The sequence below is a fragment of the Labilithrix sp. genome, from assembly GCA_019637155.1.
Classification (GTDB): domain Bacteria; phylum Myxococcota_A; class Polyangia; order Polyangiales; family Polyangiaceae; genus Labilithrix.
The window spans coordinates 69319-89188 of the sequence record JAHBWE010000021.1 but is presented as its reverse complement, the minus strand read 5'-3'; the positions used below and the strand labels follow the sequence as shown (position 1 = coordinate 89188).

At 72.1% G+C, this 19870-nt stretch carries 14 protein-coding genes; 6 read left to right on the top strand and 8 right to left on the bottom strand.

Translation table 11 applies throughout. The features are described from left to right. From KF837_36615 to KF837_36595, 5 genes are all read left to right on the top strand, one after another. On the top strand, positions 1-870 hold the full coding sequence (locus tag KF837_36615) for a DUF58 domain-containing protein (GenBank protein ID MBX3232905.1): 870 nt from the start codon (positions 1-3) through the stop codon (positions 868-870). Beyond that, complete coding sequence (locus KF837_36610) at positions 867-2591, top strand: BatA domain-containing protein (GenBank protein MBX3232904.1); 1725 nt, start codon at positions 867-869, stop codon at positions 2589-2591. Before KF837_36615 ends, KF837_36610 begins: the two co-directional genes overlap by 4 nt. A gap of 2 nt (positions 2592-2593) precedes the next feature. Then, positions 2594-5257, top strand: coding sequence for a VWA domain-containing protein (locus tag KF837_36605; protein ID MBX3232903.1), 2664 nt, complete (start codon positions 2594-2596; stop codon positions 5255-5257). Positions 5258-5327: 70 nt separating this feature from the next. Continuing rightward, positions 5328-5843 carry a hypothetical protein gene (locus KF837_36600; GenBank protein ID MBX3232902.1) on the top strand — a complete coding sequence of 172 codons (516 nt, stop codon included), beginning with the start codon at positions 5328-5330 and terminating at the stop codon, positions 5841-5843. Positions 5844-5875: 32 nt separating this feature from the next. Next, the gene (locus tag KF837_36595) at positions 5876-7732 is read left to right on the top strand and encodes a serine/threonine protein kinase (GenBank protein ID MBX3232901.1); all 1857 of its coding nucleotides are present in this window, start codon (positions 5876-5878) and stop codon (positions 7730-7732) included. Between the two features lie 12 nt (positions 7733-7744). On the opposite strand, the gene atpG is transcribed toward KF837_36595, so the two are convergent. The 6 genes from atpG to KF837_36565 all read right to left on the bottom strand — a co-directional run bounded on the left by atpG (position 7745) and on the right by KF837_36565 (position 13083). After that, complete coding sequence (atpG, locus tag KF837_36590; protein ID MBX3232900.1) at positions 7745-8659, bottom strand: ATP synthase F1 subunit gamma; 915 nt, start codon at positions 8657-8659, stop codon at positions 7745-7747. A gap of 3 nt (positions 8660-8662) precedes the next feature. After that, positions 8663-10492, bottom strand: coding sequence for a F0F1 ATP synthase subunit alpha (gene atpA, locus KF837_36585; GenBank protein ID MBX3232899.1), 1830 nt, complete (start codon positions 10490-10492; stop codon positions 8663-8665). Between the two features lie 19 nt (positions 10493-10511). Continuing rightward, the gene (gene atpH / locus KF837_36580) at positions 10512-11054 is read right to left on the bottom strand and encodes an ATP synthase F1 subunit delta (protein MBX3232898.1); all 543 of its coding nucleotides are present in this window, start codon (positions 11052-11054) and stop codon (positions 10512-10514) included. After that, positions 11051-11788 (bottom strand): ATP synthase F0 subunit B, encoded by a 738-nt coding sequence (locus KF837_36575; protein ID MBX3232897.1) that lies wholly within the window; start codon positions 11786-11788, stop codon positions 11051-11053. Before KF837_36575 ends, atpH begins: the two co-directional genes overlap by 4 nt. A 17-nt stretch (positions 11789-11805) precedes the next feature. Continuing rightward, complete coding sequence (locus tag KF837_36570) at positions 11806-12297, bottom strand: H(+)-transporting ATPase (GenBank protein MBX3232896.1); 492 nt, start codon at positions 12295-12297, stop codon at positions 11806-11808. A 126-nt stretch (positions 12298-12423) separates the two neighbouring features. Then, positions 12424-13083: a hypothetical protein gene (locus KF837_36565; GenBank protein ID MBX3232895.1), complete on the bottom strand. Its 660-nt coding sequence runs from the start codon at positions 13081-13083 to the stop codon at positions 12424-12426. A 190-nt stretch (positions 13084-13273) separates the two neighbouring features. On the opposite strand from KF837_36565, the gene KF837_36560 reads away from it, so the two are divergent. Further along, on the top strand, positions 13274-13462 hold the full coding sequence (locus KF837_36560) for a hypothetical protein (GenBank protein MBX3232894.1): 189 nt from the start codon (positions 13274-13276) through the stop codon (positions 13460-13462). A gap of 3 nt (positions 13463-13465) precedes the next feature. Here the strand turns inward: KF837_36560 and KF837_36555 are convergent, their stop codons facing one another. Next, a complete protein-coding gene (locus KF837_36555; GenBank protein MBX3232893.1) occupies positions 13466-15346 on the bottom strand; it encodes a hypothetical protein in 1881 nt (626 codons plus the stop codon). A 15-nt stretch (positions 15347-15361) separates the two neighbouring features. Further along, on the bottom strand, positions 15362-19840 hold the full coding sequence (locus KF837_36550) for a sigma 54-interacting transcriptional regulator (GenBank protein MBX3232892.1): 4479 nt from the start codon (positions 19838-19840) through the stop codon (positions 15362-15364). Between the last annotated feature and the right edge of the window lie 30 nt (positions 19841-19870).

Below are 19870 nucleotides of genomic sequence, written 5' to 3'. Positions count from 1 at the left end.
ATGTCCGACGACGAGTCGCTCCTCGCGCCGGAGATGGTCGCGCGCCTCGCGCGGTTGACCCTCCTCGCGCGCAAGCTCGCCAGCGCGCGACGCGCCGGCCGCCGCCGCACGCGACGCGTGGGCTCCGGCATCGAGACGATCGATCTCCGGGCGTACGTCGCCGGCGACGACACGCGCCGCATCGCGTGGCACGCCTACGCGCGGCTCGAGCGGCTCCTCGTCCGCCTCGTCGCCGACGAAGCCCCGCTCCGCCTCACGCTCGTCGTCGATCAGAGCGCCTCGATGGGCCACGGCGCGCCCACGAAGTCGAGGCAGGCCGCGCGCATCGCGGCGGGGTTCGCGGCGGTGGCGCTCGGCGGCGAGGATCGCGTCGGCGTCGCCGGCGTGCGCCCGGTGACCGGTCGCGCGGGGCTCCCGCGCGTGCTCGCCGCGCTCGATCGGCTCGCGCCTGTCGGCAACACCGATCTCCCCTCCGCCGTGCGCGCCGTGCTCGAGGCCGCGCCCGGCCGCGGGCTTTGCGTGATCGTCAGCGACTTCTTCGAGCCGCACGGCGTCCTCGCGGGCGCGCGTGAAGCAAGGAAACACGGCCACGACGTCGCGCTCGTCGAGGTGCTCGCGCCGTTCGAGGTCGATCCGCCCGACGTCGACGGGCTCGACCTCGAAGACGAGGAGACGGGGGAGCTCCTCGAGATGCCAGCGGCGGGCACGCGCGAGCGGTTCCTCGCCGCGCTCGCGGCGCACCGCGCGTCGATCGACGAGGCGGCGCGCTTCCTGGACGCGCCCGTCGTGCGCACGACGACGGCGGAGCCCTTCGAGACGATCGTGACGCGCGCGCTCACCGCCGGCGTCCTCGCGGGCGGCCGGTCATGAGCCTCGCCGCGCCGATCTTCCTCGCCGCGCTCGGGCTCCTCGTCCCGATCCTGATCACGTTCCTCGTCAAGCGGCGGCGCCGCGTCGTGCGCGTTCCGTCGACGATGCTCTGGCGTCTCGGCGCGAAGTCGATCTCGAGGAGCCGCCGCATCCGGAACGTGCGCCGCCTCGTCGCGCTCCTCGCCTGCCTCGCCGGCGCCGGCCTCCTCGCGCTCGCGGCCGCGCGGCCGGGCGGGAAGGGGATCGCGACCGCGGTCTACGTCGTCGACACCTCCGCCTCGATGGCGGGCGCGCCGATCGAAGAGGCGCGCCGCTACGTCCGCCGCGAGGTCGCCGCGCTCGGTCCGAACGGCCGCGTCGCGATCGTCGTCGCCGGCGACGAGGCGCGCGTGCTCCTCCCGCCGACGTCGCCGGGGCCGCTCGTCGATCGCGCGATCGCGCAGATCGAAGCGGCGAAGGAGACCGCGGCGATGGACGAAGCGATCGGCCTCGGCGAGGGCCTCGGCGTCGCGCATCACGCGCGCGTCGTCGTCCTCTCCGATCGTCCGCTCGATCGTGCGGCGAGCCGCGTCGGCGGCTGGACCGAGCAGCGCGTCGTCGGGCGGGGCGGGAAGAGCGACAACCTCGGGATCGTCAGCCTCTTCACGCGCACCGCGCCGGACGCGCGCGACGACGAAGAGCGCGACGCGACGGTCGTGGTCGCGACCTCGTCGACGTCGCCGCGCCGCGGTCGCCTCGTCGTGACCTTCGCCGGGCGGGTCGTCGCGGATCGATCGATCGACGTCCCGGCCCAGGGCGAGCACACCGAGAACGTCACGCTGCGCGGCGGAGGCAAGCTCGTCGCCCGTATTGCGTCCGACGACGGGAGGAGCGACGCGCTCGCGATCGACGACGAGGCCTCGCTCGAGGAGACCGCGCGGAAGCCGCCGAAGGTCACGCTCGTGCGCGACAAGGAAGACACCGCCGCGACCTACTTCTTCGTGAGCCGCGCGCTCTCGGCGGCGGGAGTGACGGACGTCGACGACGTCGCATCGAACAGCGCGCCGCCGAAGGACGCGGGCGACGTCGCGGTCGTGCTGCGCGACGGCCCGGGGCGTCCGCGCGGGGTCCCGGCGTTCTACGTCGGCGTCGCCGCGGACGAGCTCGAGATCGACGCCCACCACGCCGACAAGTCGGGGGCGCATCTCCGATCGATCGCGGCGGAGGATCCGCTCATGCGCGGCGTCGCGCTCGACGAGCTCACGTCGCTCCGCGCGCTCGTCGGCGCGCCTCCCCACGGCGCGCGCTCGCTCGTCGATCTCGACGCCGGCCCTGCGCTCATCGCGGGCGGGAGCGGCAAGAACGCGTGGGTCTGGCTCGGCCTCGATCTGGAGCGCAGCGACCTCGTGCTCAAGGTCGCGTTCCCCGTCCTCGTCGGCAACGTCCTCACCCAGCTCGGCGGCGCGACGCAGGTGATCTCCGCGAAGACGGTGCCGCGCGACGAGGTCATGCTCGAGGGCGCCGCTCCCGCCGCTGCGCTGCCGGATGCGTCCGAGCCGCGCTGGCGAATTCCACTGAGCCCGCCGGCGTTGATCGCGCTCCTCGGCGGCCTCCTCCTCGCGTTCGAGGCGTGGCTCTCTCTTTCTTGTTCGAGAGGGGCCAGCCCCTCTCGAGCTCTCCCCGCCGGGGACTCTCCGCGCGCGAGGCGCGCTCCGCCGCCCCGGACCCCGGAGATCGCATGAGCATGAGCCTTCGTCTTGTCAGTCTCGCTGTGCGTGTTCTTGCGATCGGCGTCGTCGCCGCGTCGCCGTGGCTCCGGCCCGTCACGCGTCCGAGCACGGAGCAGTCCGTGATGTACGTCGTCGACGCGTCCGAGAGCATGGGCAAGGAAGGCGTCGCCGAGGCGAACGAGTTTCTCGAGGCGGCGTGGGCCGCGCACGAGAAGGAGAAGCTCGGCGTCGTCGCGTTCGGGGCGCGGCCCGCGATCCTCGCCGTGCCCGGAGCCGCGCGCGCGCCCGAGGTCCTCCCCGCGAAGGACGGAAACGCGAGCGACCTCGCGAGCGCGATCCGCCTCGCGGTCGCGACGCTCCCGCTCGAGGGCCACCGCAGCATCGTGCTCCTCGGCGACCTCCGTCCCACCCGCGGCGACGCCGAGGCGGAGGTGCGGAAGGCGAGCGAGGCCGGGATCCGCGTCGACGTCCTCCCGATCTCGGGCCCGAGCCCGACCGCGCCGCTCGTCACCGCGCTCCGCGCGCGCTCGGGGCACGTGGCGGAGCATCAACCGATCGCCTTCGACGTCGAGGTGCGCTCCAGCGTCGCCTTCGTCGTGAGCTGGACGCGCGACGGGATCCCGATGCCGCCGCATCGCCACTACCCGCCGTACCGCCGCTTCGACGAAGACTCACCGCCGTCGAACGACGTGTACACCGTGGAGCTCGTCGATCGCGATCCGCCGCCGGGCGTCCACGTCTACGAGGCGCGCGCGGACGAGACGAGCTACGGCTGGCACGGGGCGAAGCGAGCCGACGCCGGCGACAAGAAGGTGAGCCCGAGCCTGCTCACCGCGGTGAGCGTCGAGGGCAAGGCGTACGCGGCGGTGTTCTCCGCGAGCGGCGACGTCCCGCCCGTGCTCGCCGACGCGCTCCAGGCGGCGGGGCTCGAGGCGCGCCGCCTCCCGCTCGATCGCGCGGCCGATCCCGCGAGCTACTCCGGCGCCGACCTCGTCGTCCTCGCCGACGTGCGCGTGACCGCGGCCGCGACCGACGACAGCGGCCTCACGCGCGCGGCGCAGACCGCGCTCGTCGACTACGTGCAGCAGGGCGGCGGGCTCCTCACGACCGGCGGCGTGTTCGGCCTCGCGCCGGAGTACGCGGGGACCCCGATCGCGCGCGCGATCCCGGTCGAGATCGAGGACCGCGGCCACGTGGAGGACCCGCCCGTCGCGCTCGCGATCATGCTCGATCGCTCCGGCTCGATGTCGGCGCAGGTCGGCTCGCACACGAAGCTGGAGCTCGCGCTCGAGGCGTCGCTCGGCGCGGCGGAGGTGCTGCGCCCGACCGATCTCGTCGCGCTCGCGAGCGTCGACACGAAGACGCATTGGGACGTCCCGCTCGGCCCGCAGGAGCGGCTCCCGCAGTACCGCGACGCGGTGCGCGCGGTCAGCCCCGGCGGGGGCGGCATTTATGTGTACACTGCACTTAAAGACGCGTACGCCGCGCTGAAGGACGCGAAGACGCCGATCCGTCACGTCATCCTCTTCAGCGACACGGACGACAGCGAGCAGCAGGTGGAGGACTGCGACACCGGCGACTGGAACGGGCCGACCAACTGCGCGAACAAGGGCCAGACCGCGGAGAAGCTCGCGAAGGACGCGCGCGGGAGGGGGATCACGACGACGGTGGTGGGGATCGGCGCCGAGGCCGGGAACGACACGCCGTTCCTCCGCCGGCTCGCCGCGTCGGCGGGCGGCCGCTTCTACATCACGGAGGAGGGCGCCGATCTTCGCCGCATCTTCCTCTCCGAGACGCGCGTGCTCGCGCAGTCGAACCTGCGCGAGAAGAAGGTAGAGGTCGCGGCCGCGGGCTCGCACCCCGCGCTCGAGGGCGTCGACGCCGCGAAGCTGCCCACGCTCGAGGCGTACGTCGAGACCGGCCGGCGCTCGGGCGCCGACACCGCGCTCCTCCTCCCCGACGGGCGGCCGCTCCTCGCGACGTGGCGCTACGGCCTCGGCAAGTCGGGCGCGATCGCGACCGATCTCAACGAGGGTTGGGGCGGCGAGTGGGCGAAGTCGCCGGTCGCGGCGCAGCTCCTCCGCCAGTCGCTCCGCTTCCTCCTCCGTCAGAGCGACGCGCGGCGCGCCGACGCTTCGGTCAACGTGCGCGACCGCCTCGTCGAGGTCGACGTCGAGCTCCCGCCCGACGCCGCGCCCGGCTCGGCGCCGGCGGCGATGGACGTCTACGCGGTCGAGAAGAGCGGCGAGTCCCACAAGATCGACGTGCGCCTCGAGCAGCGCGGCCCCGGCCACTGGCGCGCGATCGGCCGCACCGAGGGCGAGGCGGTCGTCATCGCGCGGGCCCGCGACGCGCGCGGCGCGCTGATGGCGGAGGCGCTCGGCCGCGAGGACCGCACGCCGGAGGTGACGGGCGAGGGCGCGAACACGTACCTCGCGAACACGCTCGCGCGCGCGGGCGAGGGCCGCGTCGACCCGACCCCCGCCGCGACGCTCGCGCGCACGGCGCGCCCCGCGAAGGCCCTCGTCGCGACGTGGCCCTACGCGCTCGTCGTCGCGGCGGCGCTGATCGTGGTCGACCTCGTCCTCCGCCGCATCAGCGAGCGCACGAAGGGCGCGAAGACGGGCAAGCCCCAGCGCATCGAGGAGCTCGCGCGAGAGCTCCGCGCCGCCGCGTGAGCGCGACGACACGCGCGGATCGTCGAAATGACTATAGGCACCTGCTCACGCGCGGTGCGAGCTTGGTCGTATGCGCTCTACGTCGGTCCTCCTCGCGATCTCCATCGTGGCGTGCGGGGGAGGCAGCACGGGGACCGGCACGCCGTCGGGCGACGGCTCCACGTCGGGGAGCGCGAGCTCCAGCTCGACGTCGTCGAGCAGTGGTGAGCCGGGAGGCTGCGGGGCGCAGGCGATCGCGCCGAACCTGACCGGTGGATGCGCTCCGAGGATCGTCACGCCGGCGCTCTGCGAGGAGGTCGACCTCACCGGCGGCAAGACCTACGAGCTCGCGTGGACGACGGACGGCACGGGCTGCGAGACGCCGTGGAAGCTCTGCGCGGCGGGCAACCCGGTCAGCGATCCGAACTCGATCTGCGTCAACCTCTCGACCGACGTGAACGCCGGCATCAGCCGCACCGGCGGCATCCTCGTCATCAGCGCCGCCGACCTCGAGGGCCTCACGAGCGACACCGGCGTCCACCACCTCCTCGTCGCGAGCTTCCACGAGTCGCACGCGGGCAGCGTCGCCTTCCGCGTGAAGCGGTAGCGCGCCCCCACGTCCTTGCATTCGCTTCGCGAATGCCTTTTTCTTGGAGGTCAGGGGGTGTCCTGAAGCCGGTCGTCGATACGTCGTTCTCCGCGGGCGATCGCCTGGGCGATTACGAGCTGCTCTGCCCGGTCGGGCAGGGCGGGATGGCGGCGGTGTGGATCGCGCGTCTCATCCGCAAGCGCGGCTTCGAGAAGCTCGTCGCGATCAAGATGATCCTGTCGAGCCACTCGCAGGACGAGACGTTCCAGGAGATGTTCTTCGACGAGGCGCGCATCGCGTCGCGGATCGAGCACCCGAACGTCGCTCACATCCACGACCTCGGCGACGACGAGGGGATCGTCTACCTCGTCATGGAGTACATCGACGGCCACGCGCTGACGAAGCTCCGGAAGGCGATCGCGGCGAGCGGCGACCGGTTCCCGCTCCCCGTCGCGCTCCGCGTCATGGCCGACGTCTGCGCCGGTTTGCACAACGCGCACGAGCTCCGCTCGAACGAGGGTGAGCTCCTCGCGGTCGTTCATCGTGACGTCTCACCGCAGAACATCCTCGTGAGCGTGGCCGGCGTCTCGAAGGTCATCGACTTCGGCGTCGCCAAGGCCGCGAACCGGAGCGCGATCAAGACGAACACCGGCTTCATCAAGGGGAAGCTGCAATACATGGCGCCGGAGCAGGCGCTCGCGCGACCGGTCGATCGCCGCGCCGACGTCTGGGCGGTGGGGGCCGTCCTCTATCACCTCCTCGCCTCGCGTCCGCCGTACGAAGCGGACAACCAGCTCGCGCTGCTCCACCTCCTCGAGCGCGGCCACCCGCCCGCGCCGCTGCCGGCCTCGGTCCCGGCCGCGGTCGCGGCGATCGTCGCGCGCGCGCTCGCGCACGACCTCGGCGCGCGCTACGCCGGCGCGGACGCGCTCGGCGCGGCGATCGAGGAGACGGGGCTCGCCGGCGCTCCGAACGCCGTGAGCGCGTGCCTCCAGAAGTACCTCGGCGGCGAGACCGAGCAGCGGCGCACCGCGCTCGCGCGCGCGATCCGCGTCGCCGAAGAGCGGACGGAAGACCCGACCGCGCCGATGCTGAAGAGCCCCACCGTCGACGCGTCGGCGGTGCCGCGCCCGGCGCAGGAGTCGACGCGCAAGATCACGATCGACGACGAGCCCGCGATCCGCGCCGCGATCGCGCGCGCCGCCGCGGCGGTGAAGCAGACGACCAAGCTCGAGGCGTTCCAGGTGCCGTCGCGCGTCGCTCCGCCGAGCGCGCCGCGGCTCCCGCCGGTACCCCTTCCGATCGAGGGCGGTCCCGACCTCGCCTCGCGGACCGGCCTCACGACGAGCGCCGGCGTGGCGAGCGCGCCGAACGTCACGATGCCGCCCGCGACGCCGAGCGAGCTCACCCGCCTCGTCGCGCTCGCCATCGGCATCGCGAGCACGCTCGCGATCGGCTTGCTCGTGCTCCTCCTCCGCGCGAAGAAGAGCGACGAAGTTCGCCCGCCCTCGTTCGCGTCCGCGCCCACGCCCGCCTCCGCTCCCGCTCCTCTCGCGCCCGCCTCCGCTCTCGCGACGTCCGAGCCGGTGAGCGAGCCGATCCCGCGCGCCGCCGTGACGGCCGAGCCTCCGCCCGAGCCGGTGGAGCCCGCGCCTTCGGCGTCGGTGGTCGTGCGCAAGCCGGTCGCGGCGGCGTCGTCGGCGGCACCGAAGCGAACGCCGATCGAGCGGGCGCGCGAGGCGGCGCTCCTCGACGACCCCGCCACCGTGCGAGCGCTCCTCGAGTCGAAGGCGCGACGCGGTCAGGCCACCGAGGAAGAGGTCAACCTCGTCTACCAGGCCTGCAAGGCGATGCGCGATCGAGCCTGCGTCGACGACCTGAAGCGCCCTTTCGCGCCGCCGCAGTGACAGGGCGTCAGGCTAGTCCTTGAGGGCCTCGGCGCCGCCGATGATCTCCATGAGCTCCTTCGTGATCGCGGCCTGGCGGGCGCGGTTGTATTGGAGCGAGAGCCTCGCGATCATGTCCTTCGCGTTGCGGGTCGCGGAGTCCATCGCCGTCATCTGGGCGCCGAAGAAGCCGGCCTGCGTCTCGAGGAGCGCGCGGTAGATCGAGATCTCCACGTACATCGGGACGAGGCGCTCCAGCACGATGTGCTCGTTCGGCTCGAAGCCGATCGTGGGGGCGACGCCGTCCTTCGGCTTGCTCACCTCCGACGGCGGCGGCGGCGGAAGCAGCTGCTCCATCGTCGTGCGCTGCGTCATCGCGCTCTTGAACTCGTTGTAGACGAGGTAGACCGCGTCGATCTCGCCGCTCTGGAAGGTCTTCACGACGTAGTCGGCGATGATCTTCGCCTTGCTCATGTCGAGCCCGTCGAGGAAGCGCGGGAAGTCCTTCACCACGTTGCCGCGGCGGCGGGTGAGGAACTCGCGCGCCTTGCGCCCGACGGTGGCGAAGCGCACGTCGACGCCCTCCTCCTGCTTCTTCTTCCAGTTGCGCTCGGCGGCCTTGTTCACGTTGCCGTTGAACGCGCCGGAGAGGCCGCGGTCGCCGGACATGACGAGGAAGAGCACCTTCTTCTCCGCGCGACGCTCGAGGAGCGGGTGCAGCGTCTCCGCTTCACCCGAGCCGTGCTCGGAGTCGGTGACCTTCTCGATCATCGCCGCCGACACGTCGTTCAAGACCTCCTGGACCTTGAGCGCGTACGGGCGCAGCGCCGTGATGCGCATCTGCGCGCGGTTGAGGCGCGCGCCGGCGACCATCTTCATCGCGCGCGTGATCTTCTGCGTCGCCTTGACGCTCGTGATGCGCTTGCGGATTGTCTTGAGCGACGCCATCGGTCAGTCGGCTTTCTCGGCCTTCTTGGACTTCTTCTCGGCCTTCTCGGCCTTCTCGGCTTTTTCGGCCTTTTCGCCGCCGCCCTTGCCGCCGAAGCCGGTGCCGAACTCCTTCAGCGCCTTCTCGAGCGTCTTCTTGTTCTCGTCGTCGATGACCTTCTTCGCGCGGATCCCCTCGAAGACCTGCGGGTACTTCGAGTCGAGGAAGGCCATCAGCTGCTTCTCGTACTCGGCGAGCTTGCCGACCTCGAGCGTGTCGACGAAGCCGTTCGTCGCGGCGTAGATGATGACGATCTGACGCTCGACCTGGAGCGGGACGTACTGGCCCTGCTTCAGGATCTCGACGAGGCGCGCGCCGCGCTCGAGCATGTTGCGCGTGACCTGGTCGAGGTCGGACGCGAACTGCGAGAACGCCGCCTTCTCGCGGTACTGCGCGAGGTCGAGCTTCAGCGTGCCGGCGACCGACTTCATCGCCTTGATCTGCGCGTTGCCGCCGACGCGGCTGACGGAGATGCCGACGTTGATCGCGGGGCGGACGCCGGAGAAGAAGAGGTCCGCCTCGAGGAAGATCTGACCGTCGGTGATCGAGATCACGTTGGTCGGGATGTACGCCGAGACGTCGCCGGCCTGGGTCTCGATGATCGGGAGCGCGGTGAGCGAGCCGCCCGAGAGCGGGTCCTTCGCGATCTCGAAGCCGGACTCCTTCGCCTTGCCGGAGAGCTCCTTCTTCAGCGCGTCCTTCGCCGCCTTCTCGTCCTTCGTCTTCTCGGGCGCCTTCTGCCACTTGTCGAAGAGCGCGCTGTCGGCCTTCTGCCAGAGCTCGTGCTCGCTCGACTCGTGGCCCTGCTCGCCGATGTGGATCGTGGCGCTCGGCTCGTCGTCGTACTTTTTGCCCTTCGGCACGACGCGGAGGCGGTCGGCCATGCGCGCCGCGCGCTCGAGGAGGCGCGAGTGGATGTAGAAGACGTCGCCCGGGTACGCCTCGCGGCCCGGCGGGCGGCGGAGGAGGAGCGAGAGCTGGCGGTACGCGACCGCCTGCTTCGAGAGGTCGTCGTAGATGCAGAGCGCGTGGCGCCCGCTGTCGCGGAAGTACTCCGCCATCGTGACGCCGGTGTACGGCGCGATGTACTGGAGCGGCGCGCTCTCCGAAGCGCCGGCGACGACGATGGTGGTGTACTCCATCGCGCCGTTCTGGGTGAGCTTGTCGACGACGGACGCGATCGTGGACTGCTTCTGCCCGACCGCGATGTAGAAGCAGTAAACGCCCTGCCCCTTCTGGTTGATGATCGTGTCGATCGCGACCGCGGTCTTGCCGGTCTGGCGGTCGCCGATGATGAGCTCGCGCTGGCCGCGGCCGATCGGGACCATCGCGTCGATCGCCTTGATGCCCGTCTGGAGCGGCTCCTTGACCGGCTGGCGCTGGAGGATGCCCGGCGCCTTGATCTCGACGCGGCGCTTGTGCGGCGTCTCGATCGGGCCCTTGCCGTCGATCGGGAGGCCGAGCGCGTTGACGACGCGGCCGATGAGGGCCTCGCCGACGGGGACCTCCATGATGCGGCTCGTGCGCTTGACGATGGCGCCTTCCTTGATGCCCGCGACGTCGCCGAAGAGCGCGGCGCCGACGTTGTCGGCCTCGAGGTTCAGCGCGAGGCCCATGAGGCCGCCGGGGAACTCGAGGAGCTCGCCCGACTGGACGCCTTCGAGGCCGTAGATGCGCGCGATACCGTCGCCGATGCTGAGGACGGTGCCGGTCTCCGTCGTGAGCGCCTGGCGCTCGTACGACTGGATCTGCTTCTTGATGATCGACGAGATCTCTTCAGCGCGGAGCTGCATTTTCTAGGTCTTTCCTTACTCAGTTAGGAAGCATCGAGTCTTTGATCTGACGGAGGCGCGACATGAGCGAGCCGTCGTAGATCGTGTCGCCGACGCGGGCGACGACGCCGCAGATGAGCGTCGGGTCGAGCTTGCGGTCGAGCGCGATGCGGCGACCGGTGACGCGCTCGAGCTGCTGCTGGAGCTGCGTGAAGTACTCCTCCGGGAGCGGCATCGCGGTGAGGACCTCGGCGCGGACGACGCCGCGTTTGTCGTCGGCCATCTCCTTGAGGCGCTGCGCGATCGGGACGATCGCCTGCACGCGGCGGCGATCGAGGAGCATCTTGAAGACGTTCTTCGAGGCCTGGCCGAGGCCGAGGCGCTGCCCCACCTCCGCGAGGATCGCGTGCTTCGCCTGGATCGGGACGAGCGGATCGGCGAGGGCGGAGCGGAGCTCGGGGCTCGTGTCGTAGGCCTGCGCCGCGCGGCCGATCTCGTCGACGAGGGCGTCGAGCGTGTTGGTCTCCACGCCGAGCTCGAGGAGCGCGGTCGCGTAGCGGCGGGCGATGATGCCGGGGATCACGATGCACCTCCGGGGCGGGCGACGCGGGGAGCGGCGGGCCTCCGCGCGAGCTCGGCGAGGAGCTCCTGCGCGAGGCGGGCGTGGTCCTCGGAGGTCGCGCTCTTCTCGAGGATCGTCTGCGCCTGCGTCATCGCGCGGTCGATCGTCTCGAGGAGGATGTCCTGGCGGAGCTGCTTCTGCTCCTGCTCGACGAGGCGCTCGGCGTCGCGCTTCATGCGCTCGGCCTTCTCCTCCGCCTCGGAGAGGACGCGCTCGACCTCGCCCTTGCCGGCGCTGACGAGCGACGCCTTCGCGGTCGCGGCGTCGACGTCGGCGTTCTTGAGGTCGGCCTGGTACTTCTTGGCGCGCTCCTTCGCCTCTTCGAGCATCTTGCGCGCGTCGTCGATGTCCTTGCCGATGTCGACGCGGCGCTTCTTGAGGCCCTCGACGACGGGCTTCTTGCCGATCGCGAAGTAGATCGCGAGGAGGAGCCCGAAGTTCACCGCGAGCGCGAGGAACGCGGGGCGCGACTTGTCGGAGATGTCCGTCCAGTTGATCGGCTCGGGCCCATGATGCCCCGCCGCCGCGTGCTCGGAGCCGTGCTCCGCGCCGTGCTCGGAGCCGTGCTGCGCGGCCGTGGTCGCGCCGGCCGGCGCGTGCGGATCGGCCGCGTGCGGGTCGCCCTCGTGCTGCTGCGCGTACGAGATCGTGGCGACGCTCGTGACGAGCGCGGCCGCGATGAGCGTGAGCTTCATTTTCCGGCTCATGGCGCTCATGGCGACACCTCGCGGCCGAGGACGCGGGAGGCGATCGCGCCGCCGAGCGCGGCGGACTCCGCTTCCAGCGCGGCGCGGGCCGTCTTGGCCTCGTCGGCGATCGCCTTGCGGCCTTGCTCGAGGGTGGCGGCCGTCTGAGCGCGGACGCGGGCCATGATCTCGGCCTCTTTCTTCGCGCCTTCCGCGCGGAGCTGGTCGCGCTCGAGGCCGCCGGCCTCGCGGGCCTTCGCGAGGACGCCCTCGTATTTGGCGAGCGCCTTCGCGGAGCGCTCGTCTTCCTTCGTCGCCTCGCGGCGTGTCCCTTCGATGCGCTTCTCGCGCTCTTCGAAGAGCTTGAGCAGCGGGTCGAACAGGAGCGGCTTCAGGATGACGAGGAGGAGGAGGAAGAGGCCGATCTGGACGACGAGCGATGCGTCGAGATCGACATTCACTCCGCCGCCTTCGGCGTTCGTGGATGCTTCGAAGGTGCTCACTGCGAGCAGCGACATGGGTCCTCGGGGGCCTTTCGACAACCGGATGAACCGGCGTGGAAACGGCCCGCGAGTAACATTGTCCGGCCCCAGAGTCCATGGACTCTTGGGGTCGGCGCTGCCGCAGATTCTGCGGGGTTAGGGTCAGGCCCCGGCGCGGCGACGGATGAGCGGGCGCACGGGCTCGAGCGTCGCGTTCGGGCGCGGGACGACCTCGCTGCGTGTCCGAGGGACGTGCTCGCCGGGGGAGCGGGCCGGCGGCGGGCCGACGAAGGGCGTGCGCATCGTGGGCGGCTCGGGGTCGGTCGCGCTCGGGCGGAGCGCGCGGACGTCGCTCGGACGGACGGGCATCGTGCGGTCGTCGAGGTGTCCGGCCTCGTAGGGATCGGGCGGGATCGTCGTGCGCGGCATGCGCTGCGTCGGCATGATCGACGGCGAGATCGGCGGCGCTGACGTCGCGACGACGCTCGGGCGCTCCTGCTCGATGAAGGGATCTTCGACGTGACGTTCGAAGCGCGTGACGTGACCGGTGCGGACGAGCGAGATGCGACCGCGCTCGTCGGTGCGGGCGAAGAGCATCGAGGTGCCGACCTTCGGCATGTCCGAGAGCATTCCCGCGAGCGACGCGTCGAGCGACGCGACGTACTGCGCCCCGACGCAGCGAGCGGCCGCGCGTGAGGCCTCGCGGGTGCGGGTCGCGTTGGCGTTCGGCACCATCACGATCCGGCGACAGATCCCCTCGGAGTCGAGGAGGAAGGTGCAGGTCGCGGTATGGGCCGCGTATTGAATCTCGAAATCAGTCACGACGAAGAACGATGTAGCAAGTGCCGGGCCCGTACACTGTAGGCCCGTATCCTACACAAACCCCGACGTTTTGGTGGGCCCTGTGGCCAAAATTGGAGGTGATTCTGCAGATCGTGGCTCCATCGGGATCCACCCCTGTTCTCCGCGCGTAACGCCCTCCCCTGCGCAACGCCGCGGTAAGCTCTCCGTGGTGAGCACTCCAAAAGCAGCTCTCGCCACCCAGGGGGATCCGGTGCTCGCGGCGCTCGACAATGCGAAGCCGCTCGACGTCCCACTGTCGCCGGAAGAAGCCGACGCGCTCGAGGAGGCGATGGAGGCGACCGCGGGTCCTCCGATCACGACCAAGGAGTTGCTCGAGCGCCTACGCCCGAAGTCGTGAGCTTCAATCCGTGTGGCGCTTACATTCGATCGCGTCGGCAGAGTCCTCCATATCTGGCGCGTGTGGCGTTCGATTCGACCGGTAGCCCGCTGAGCGTAGCTCACGGCGTGCCGCGCCTTGCGGGTCCTCCTTCTCGTCGAGGGTGGCGGGAGGGACGCGGATGCGGGAGAGATCGCCGGCGACGCGTTCGACCCAGGCGCTGACCTCCGGCATCGCGCGTAGCTCGATCGCGATGCGTTCGCGTTCGTCGGCGCTCATTGGGTCGCCCGAGGCGGCGAGCGCGACGTCGGCGAGGAGATCGATCTTCAAGTCGAGCGGCATCTCCGGGCGCCGCGACAGCGCGATGCGCGCGGCCGCTTCGAGATCGCGACGGCGCACCGCGGCGACGAGGCGGACGCGGAAGAGCGCGCGCGACATGAGCGCGTAGGTCGGGAACCCGTTCGTGAGGTTCGCGAGCTCGGTCTCGGCCTCGGCGTGTCGGTCCATCGCCGCCAGCGCCAGCGCGCGCTCGCCGAGGAGCGCCGGCGCGCAGTGGTCGCTCGTCAACGCGCGCGTGGTCGGGTTCTTGTTGCAGAGCGCGATGCCGAGGTCGGCCTCGATCACCGCCTCGGCGAAGCGGCCCTCCTTGTTCGCGAGCGCGGCGAGCGCCAGGCGCGCGCTCGCGGCGAGCGCTGGGTACGGGCTCGTCGAGAGCGTGAGGAGCTCCTTGCGTCCGGCGTCGGTGCGTCCGAGCGCGATGTCGCGGTCCGCGGCGAAGATCCGGCGCTGCTGGCTGCGATACCGGCGCATCCACCAGGCCACGAACGCGACGAGGACCGCGATCAAGCCGAGCGAGAAGTCCCAGATGCCGAAGGACGACGGCTCGGCGGAGGCCGGCGCCGGAACGTCGGGCTCCTGCTCGGAAGGCGAGAGCCAGCCCCAGACGGAGACGAGCAACAAGATGATCACGGCCCAGGGGGCGAGCATCTTGTTCCTCTTCGGGGGCGTCGCCGCGGCGCGCGCGTTCGCGATCGTGCGCATCGCGACGGGATCGGCCTGCGGCGCCGGCGCCTCCCCGCCGTCGACGTAGACCTCGCGCGGCGCATACCCCGCCGCGTCGGGCGCGACCTGGCCGATCCAGCTCCGCACGCTGCCTTCTTCCGTCGACTGATCGGCCGGGCGCGCCGCTTCGCGGTAGACGCTCTTGCCCGGCACGCACGCCATCGCGCGGAGCGCGCGGGCGAGGCTCCGCTCGCGCGGCATCACGTACTCGAGGATGAGCGAGCCGTGCGCCTTGAGGTGGTCGCCGAGGGCCGTCTTGTCGCCGCTCCGCGAGAGCACGATCGCGCGCACGAGCGAGGCGCGCGCGAGCGCGGACGAGAGCGCGTGGCTCGACGCCTCGATCGCGGCCGCGTCCTCGAGCGCCTTCGCGCTCTCACCCTGCGCCGCGCGGGCGAGCGCGCGCGTGGCGAGCGCCTCGGTGCGCTGGACCTCGTCCCAGTCGCGGGTGAAGAACCCGCCCGGCAGCGCGACGCTCTCGGTCGCGACCGCCTCGGCGCGCGCGGTGTCTCCGCGCATCAGCGCGATGAGCGCGCGCTGGGACGTGATCGCGCGCGCGATCATCGGCTTCCGCGCGACGGCGGGCGGGAGCGCGCCGGGGACCGCCTCGGCCTCCTCGAGCTTGCCCTTCGTGATGAGCGAGAGCGACTCCGTGAGGAGGGGGATCGCGATCCCCGACGTCCGGAGCGCGCGACCGTTCCAGAGGAAGAACGCGGAGGCGAGGCCGGCGAGCAACGTCGCCGGCGAGAGCCCGAGCCCAACGATGGACGGCACCGGCGCGATGACGCCGAAGAGGGCGCCCGCGATCAGGTAGTTGCGACCGGTGCGGACGAGCGGATGGCTCACCGCCGGGAGCTTAGCTCAGACGATCCCGTATTCCTTCAGCCGGCGGTAGAACGTGCGGCGCGGGATGCCGATCAACTTCGCCGCCTGGACGCGGTTCCAGTTCGACTTCGCGAGCGCGGCGAGGATCTTCTCCTTCTCTCCGCCCTTGTGCTCCTCCTCGTTCCGCGGTCGCTTCGCCTCCGGGGCGGGACGTGGCGCGGCCGTCGCCGCCTCGGGCGCGGCGGGGCGCGTGCTCGTGCTCGGGAGGTCGAGGTCGTCCTCGACGATCTCGTCTTCCTCCGAGAGCAGCCACGCGTTGAGCAGCACGTGCTCGAGCTGCCGCACGTTGCCCGGCCAGTCGTAGGCCTGGAGCCGTCGCACCGCGGCGCGGTCCATCGCCTTTCGCTCACGCTTGTGGCGCGCGGAGAAGAGCTTGAGGAAATGATCGATCAGCGCGGGGATGTCCTCCGCGCGCTCGCGCAGCGGCGGGATCTTCAGCTCGATGACGTGAAGACGATAGAAGAGGTCCTCGCGGAACGAGCCCTCCGCGACCATGTGCGACAGGTCTCGGTTCGTCGCCGCGACGACGCGCGCGTTGCAGCTCTCTTCCTTCGCCCCGCCGACCGGGCGCACGGTCTTCTCCTGCAGCACGCGGAGGAGGCCGGCCTGCATCTTGAGCGGCATCTCGCCGATCTCGTCGAGCAGGATCGTCCCGCTGTCGGCCTCGCGGAAGAGGCCCTTGCGATCGCGATCGGCGCCGGTGAACGCGCCGCGCACGTGGCCGAAGAGCTCGCTCTCGAGGAGGTTCGCCGGGATCGCGCCGCAGTTCACGCCGAGGAACGGCGACTTGCTGCGCGGACCGGCGGCGTGGATCGCCTTCGCGATGACCTCCTTGCCGGTGCCGCTCTCGCCGGTGATGAGGACGGGGACGTCGGCGTCCTTGATCCGATCGATGAGCGCGTAGACCTTCCGCATCGCCGCGCTCGTGCCGATGAGGCCGCCGTAGCCGAAGTGCCCGCGGAGCTCCGAGCGCGCCTGCTTCAGCTCGCGGCGCGCGGTGGTGAGCTGCTCGGTGCGCGACTCGAGGCGCTCGGCGAGCTTGTCGCGTGCGGCGGCGAGCTCGGCGTTCGCCTTCGCGAGCTCGTCGCTCCGGCGGCGCAGCTCGTCGAGCACGCGCGCGGACTCGATCGCGATCGCGGCCTGATCCGCGAACGCGGCGAGGGTGGGGAGCTCGTCGCGGAAGCGGACGCCGGGGCGGAGCCGCGTCTCGAGGTAGAGCGCGCCGATCGTGCGCGCGCCCGCCTCCGCGCCGCGGATCGGGACGCACGCGATCGACTGGATCATGAGCTGATGGACGGAGACCGCCTGCGCGAGCCGCTCGTCGTCGCGCGCGCTCGTCGCGATGACGGGCTCGCCCTCGCGGATGACGCGCTCGGCGACGCTGCGCGAGAAGTTCGTGTGCGACTCCTCGCCTTTGCTCCCGCGCGCGGTGTGGGCGACGACCTCGCCTTCGTCGTTCACGAGCACGATGAGCCCGCGCTCCGCGCCGAGGAGGCCGACCGCGTGATCGGTCACCTGCTGGAGGAGGCGCGGGAGATCGCGCTCGCGGGCGAGGTCGCGCGTGATCTCGAAGATGCGCATGAGCCGGTCCTCCGCCGGCATCGGGATCCCCATGCTCGTGATCGACGCGGTGCGGGTGAGCCCCGTCGTCATGCCGCGCGCGAACGGCGCCGACCCGCCGGAGAGGACCGGCATCGTCGCGGTGTGCGCCTGCCGGATCGCGCGCCGGCGCGGATCGTTCCAGAAGACCTCGCGGAGATCGCGCGGCAGCTTGCGCGCGGTCTCCTCGAGCATCGCGAGCGACGCGTCGGTGTCGCGGCGCGCGAGCGAGATCGCGCCTTGCATCGCGGCGAGGCGCGCGCGGGCGTCGAGGGCGCGCCACGACCACTCGCGCTGTCCGGACTGCACCGCGCGTTCGTAGGCGGCGTCGAGCGCGGCGCGCGCGAGCTCCTCGTCGCCGCGGGCGAGCGCGAGCGATCCGCGGACGATGCCGGCGAGCGCCTCGTGCTCGCGGAAGCCGCCTTCGCCGAGCCGCTCCGCGAGCGCGTCGACCTCGCGCGCGAGGGCGGCCGCCTCCACCGCGTCGCCGGGATCGTTCGTCGTCGCGCCGAGGCGGATCAAGATCCCCTCGAGCCGCGCCTCGGCCGCGTCGAGCGGGCGGCCGACCGCGTCGTACGCGTCGGCGCAGAGCTCGTAGAGGCGCGCGCCGCGCTCGATGTCGCCGAGGCGCGTCGCGTGCTCGGCCTGGAGCCCGAGCAGCTGCGCGCGCGCGACCGGCGCGAGCCTGTCGCGCTGCTCGGTGAGGTTCTCGATCGACGCGCCCGCGCGCGCGAACCGCCCGAGGTAGAGGTCGAGGTTCGCGAGGTTGAAGAGGGCTTGCTGCACGACGAGGAGCGCGCCCGCGCGGCGGCCCATGTCGATCGCGGCCTCGAGGTGGACGATCGCCTGCGCGAGGTCGCCGTCGTTCTGCGTGATCGTCGCGAGGTTGAGGCGCGTGTTCGCGAGCATCCACGCGTCGCGCGCCTTCTCCGCGCGGACGAGCGCGGCCTCGTACGCCTCGCGCGCCTCCTTCGCGCGGCCGCCGCGCTGATGGAGGATCGCCATCGAGACGAGGGCGACCGCCTCGGTGCGTGCATCTTGCACCTGTTGCGCGAGCGCGACCGCGCGCTCGAGCGCCGCCTTCGCGGTCGCCTCGTCGCCGGTGTACGCGAGGGCGACGCCCTGCACCGCGAGGGCGTCGGCCGCGATCGCGTCCTCCTCGCCGCGCGCGGCTTCCTCCGCGAGGCGGGCGGCGGCGGCGTAGTCGCCGGCGCGCGTGAAGGTGCGGGCGCGCGCGATCTTCCACGGGCGCGAGCTCTTCGCGAGCTCGGCGACGGCGGTGAGCGCGGTCGCCGCGCCGGCCGCGTCGCCGCGCGCGAGGCACACGCGCGATCGCGCGATCGCGAGCTCGACCGCGTCGTCGTCGTCGAGGCCGGTCCCGAGGCGCTCGAGCGCGGTCGCGGCGACGTCGAAGCGTCCGGTCTCGAGCGCGCGGCGGAGCTCGCGGAGGTAGTCGTCGCGCGACTGCGAGGTCGGCGGGATGCTCCTGCTCGAGGTGGCGTCGAGCAGCTCGTCGATCTCCTCGATCGACGTGACGGCGCGACCCTCGAGCCGCCGCACGAACGAGCGGAGGAGGCCGGGCCGGCGCCCCGTGCGCTCGAGGAGGTGCTTCGTGAGCGAGTCGGGGAGGGAAGGGATCGCGCGCTTCACGAGCTCGCCCGCGCTCGCGTCGTCGAGGGGCGGGACGACGAAGCTCCGCGCGCCGCGCGGGACGAGCGCCGCGACCTCGTCTTCGCCGCCGACCGCGACGATGCGCGCGCCGCCGTCGGCCACCTCGCGCAGGCGCGCGCGCGCGTCGTTGCCGAGATCGGCGAGGTCCTCGACGACGATGACGAGGCCCTCGGTGGGCTTGCCGTTCGTCATCCACGCCGCGAGCTCCATCTCGATCACCTCGAGCGAGGACACCGCCCCGTCGTGCGCGGCTTGCACGCCGGCGACGGGCGCGCCGCTCACGCCGAGCGTCCAGGTGAGGCGATGCGCGAGGGTGGAGCGGCCCGATCGGCGCGGGCCCACGATCGCGAGGCCTTGCCCGGGGCCGAGGCGAGCGACGTCGGCGGCGAGCGCCTGCGCGGCCGCGTCGGCGCCGAGGACGGGCCACGCCTCCGCGACGCCGATCTCGCGCGTCTCGATCTTCGCGGCGCTCTTCAGCGCGCTCGCGAGCTCGTCGACGCTCGGGTACCGCGCCGGCGCCTCGTCCGCCGTCGCGCGGGCGGCGATCTTCTCGAGCGCCTCGAACGTCGCGTCGTCGAGGTCGGTGCGTCGCTCGCGGAGGCCGTCGCGCAGCGTCGCGCCGAGCGCGTAGACCTCGGCGCGCACGGTGAGCGGCTCGCCGTGGAACAGCTCCGGCGCGGCGTACTTCGGCGTGAGGCCCTTCGCGCGCGCGCCGCCCTCGCGCCACGGCGTCGCGAGCCCGAGGTCGACGAGGGTGCCCGATCGATCGGGACCGACGATGACGTTCGCGGGCTTGATGTCGCCGTGGAGGAGCCCCGCGCGATGGAGCACCGTGAGCTGATCGGCCGCGCTCGCGAGCGGGACGAGCCAGTCGCGCCCGCCGTCGCCCGCGGGGACGCCCGCGTACACCGCCTCGAGGCTCTGCCCTTCGACGAGCTCGCGCACGAGCCACCGCCGCGTGCTCCCGGGGAGGCGGCCGAACGCGAGCACCTGCGGGACGCCGAGGCCCTCGAGGCCGGAGAGCGTCACCGCCTCGCGGACGAGGGCCATCACCTCGGCCTCGCCCGCGTCTTCGGCGAGCACCTTCAGCGCGAGCTTCCGGCCGGTGACGCGGTCGCGCACGGCCCACACCTCTCCGCCGCCGCCCTTGCCAAGGAGTGCCACCACGTCGTAGCGCGGCGGCATGCGAAACGTGCCGGGCTCGACGCTCGGCAC

Coding starts and splice junctions, on each gene's coding strand:
- KF837_36615 (MBX3232905.1), top strand. CDS start 1: ATGTCCGACGACGAGTCGCTCCTCGCGCCGGAGATGGTCGCGCGCCTC.
- KF837_36610 (MBX3232904.1), top strand. CDS start 867: ATGAGCCTCGCCGCGCCGATCTTCCTCGCCGCGCTCGGGCTCCTCGTC.
- KF837_36605 (MBX3232903.1), top strand. CDS start 2,594: ATGAGCCTTCGTCTTGTCAGTCTCGCTGTGCGTGTTCTTGCGATCGGC.
- KF837_36600 (MBX3232902.1), top strand. CDS start 5,328: ATGCGCTCTACGTCGGTCCTCCTCGCGATCTCCATCGTGGCGTGCGGG.
- KF837_36595 (MBX3232901.1), top strand. CDS start 5,876: ATGCCTTTTTCTTGGAGGTCAGGGGGTGTCCTGAAGCCGGTCGTCGAT.
- atpG (MBX3232900.1), bottom strand. CDS start 8,659: ATGGCGTCGCTCAAGACAATCCGCAAGCGCATCACGAGCGTCAAGGCG.
- atpA (MBX3232899.1), bottom strand. CDS start 10,492: ATGCAGCTCCGCGCTGAAGAGATCTCGTCGATCATCAAGAAGCAGATC.
- KF837_36575 (MBX3232897.1), bottom strand. CDS start 11,788: ATGAAGCTCACGCTCATCGCGGCCGCGCTCGTCACGAGCGTCGCCACG.
- KF837_36570 (MBX3232896.1), bottom strand. CDS start 12,297: ATGTCGCTGCTCGCAGTGAGCACCTTCGAAGCATCCACGAACGCCGAA.
- KF837_36550 (MBX3232892.1), bottom strand. CDS start 19,840: ATGCCGCCGCGCTACGACGTGGTGGCACTCCTTGGCAAGGGCGGCGGC.